1 protein-coding gene is annotated in these 2,066 nt (G+C 53.3%); it reads left to right on the top strand.

Features of this window, described 5'->3' with window-relative positions; translation table 11 throughout:
• Window positions 1–306: 306 nt before the first annotated feature.
• Window positions 307–2,064: a type II and III secretion system protein gene (locus tag Q0628_RS08695; RefSeq protein ID WP_298770153.1), complete on the top strand. Its 1,758-nt coding sequence runs from the start codon at window positions 307–309 to the stop codon at window positions 2,062–2,064.
• Window positions 2,065–2,066 lie beyond the last annotated feature (2 nt).

Here is a 2,066-nt window from a genome sequence, read left to right as displayed (position 1 = left end):
TTCAGAAGTAAAAAGATAATGTGCCATGTAGGCTCCTTGATGTTTTCGGCACCAAAAAGAATGTCGCGTTTTTGAGCATTCCCAAGCGCTGAAAAAACGGGTTTAAGTTTTTCTATGCATAAATCTACAAAAACGCATAAAGACTGACAACTCCAAAACGGAATTTTTGGACCGAATTGGGCTTTGGTCTTCTATTTTTGTAAATTGAGTCCGGTTCGCCGAATTGGGAATCTTTTTTATATCCCGGGCAGGGTTATTGCCGTTCCCGAGGGATTTTTGCCCCATAAATTGCTATTTGCCCCTGTTTTGCTGTGGGCTTTATTCTGTTTCGCGCCTGTGCAGGCTGTCGAGCGCGCCGAAAAACCGGTGTCGCTGGATTTTGTGGACACTCCGATTGCCGAGGTGGTGCGCCTGATTTCGCTTGCGTACAAAACCCCCGTGTTGGTGGATGACGCCCTCGATTTGAAGGTGACGTTTCACTTGGACGGCGTGGGCGTACTGGATGCCTTGACCGCGCTGTGTTCCGCCCACGGGCTTGAACTGGTGCAGCAGAAATCCGTGTTCCATGTGCGGCGGGCGAGTGTTCGCGGCGAGCATGAGTTTTCCCTACGCGACACGCTTGTAACGTTGTCGGTCAAGGACAAGGAAGTGGGCGAATTCGTGCGCGAGTTTGCCCTGAATTCCGGCCTGAACATTCTGGCATCACCCGGGCTTGAAGGCCGTATTACGGGCGAGCTTCGCTCCATGCCGGCCGAGGCGGCATTTCGCTCTATAATGTCTGTACATGGTTTTCGGGTTTGGCGTGAAGGCGCAATCTTGCGGGTGGAAAGCCCGCGGTTGAGTTCTGCGGGTAAGGCATCAAGCGAAGCGAGCGATAAAATCCGGATTTACAAGGACGGCGACTTGTACAGCGCCGAGGTGAACGATGGCGATTTGGCGCAGGCGCTGAATGTACTTGCGGAAGTTGCGGAATTGAACTTGGCGCTGTACGGCGACATCCGCGAAAGCATGCGGCTTAAATTGCATGCGGTGACGCTTGAATGCTTGATTGAGTCGCTGTTCAAGGGGCGTCGTTACAGCTTTGCGCTTGAGGGCAAGACTTTGTACGTGAGCGAGGGCGGCACGCACAAGGCGCTTTCGGCGAGTAAGCTCTACCCGCTGCGGCATGTCCATAGCGAACGTGCGCTTGCGTACTTGGGCAAGTTTGCGCCCAGCCCGAACTTCGTGGCGACCGAAATCAAGGAACAGAATGCGCTCTTGCTGGGCGGGTCGCATTTTGAAATCCAGATGGCGGTGGATTTGCTCAAGCAGATTGATATTCCGGCGCTGCAGGTGACGCTCTCTTGCATCGTGGTGGAATTCAAGCGCGGGCGTGGCTTCGAAATCGGGCTGCATAGCGGTGCCACGCGTAAGACCGCGGAACGCGATCTTGGCGCGCGAGGCTACTTCGATTTTATGGGCAAGGATTTTTCGGCGGCGGGCGCTTTCGGTAAAATCGGGCTCTTGCCCGACCGCTTTGAACTGGAGCTCGCCTCGCTCGAAGAAAACAACCAGGCCGAGGTCCTCGCGCGCCCGCGCTTGACCACGCTCACCGGCAATAAGGCGGAACTCAATGTACCAAATACCGTCTCCTACTTGGTGAGCCAAGTGTCTGCCGATGGTTACCCGATTACAGATTACCGCTCGTTCAACGATGGCATTTCGTTGGAACTCACGCCCTCGGTGACGCAAGAGGGGAGAATCACCTTAGAAGTTTCTCCCGAAATCAAGTCGGCCGGGCGCAGCTCCGGCGACGGCCCGCGCGACATTAGTACCCGAAATTTGAAGACGATGGTGGTGCTTGCCGATGGCGAAACGCTTTGCCTGGGCGGCCTGATTCGCAAGAGTAAATCAGAGGTTCGCTCGGCGGTGCCGTTTCTCGGGAGTATTCCTTTGCTTGGGCGTTTGTTCAGCTACACCTCCGAAGAGGAAGAAGAAAATGAAGATGAACTTATAAGAAGAGTTAAAACACTTTCTCAAGAAAATAAAACAGCGTTATTACAAATATTAAAATGTTTAAAGTAAAA

This window comes from uncultured Fibrobacter sp. (assembly GCF_937877005.1).
Taxonomy (GTDB): domain Bacteria; phylum Fibrobacterota; class Fibrobacteria; order Fibrobacterales; family Fibrobacteraceae; genus Fibrobacter.
Note: the sequence above shows the minus strand (reverse complement) of the source record. Positions and strands in the feature narration are given on the sequence as shown.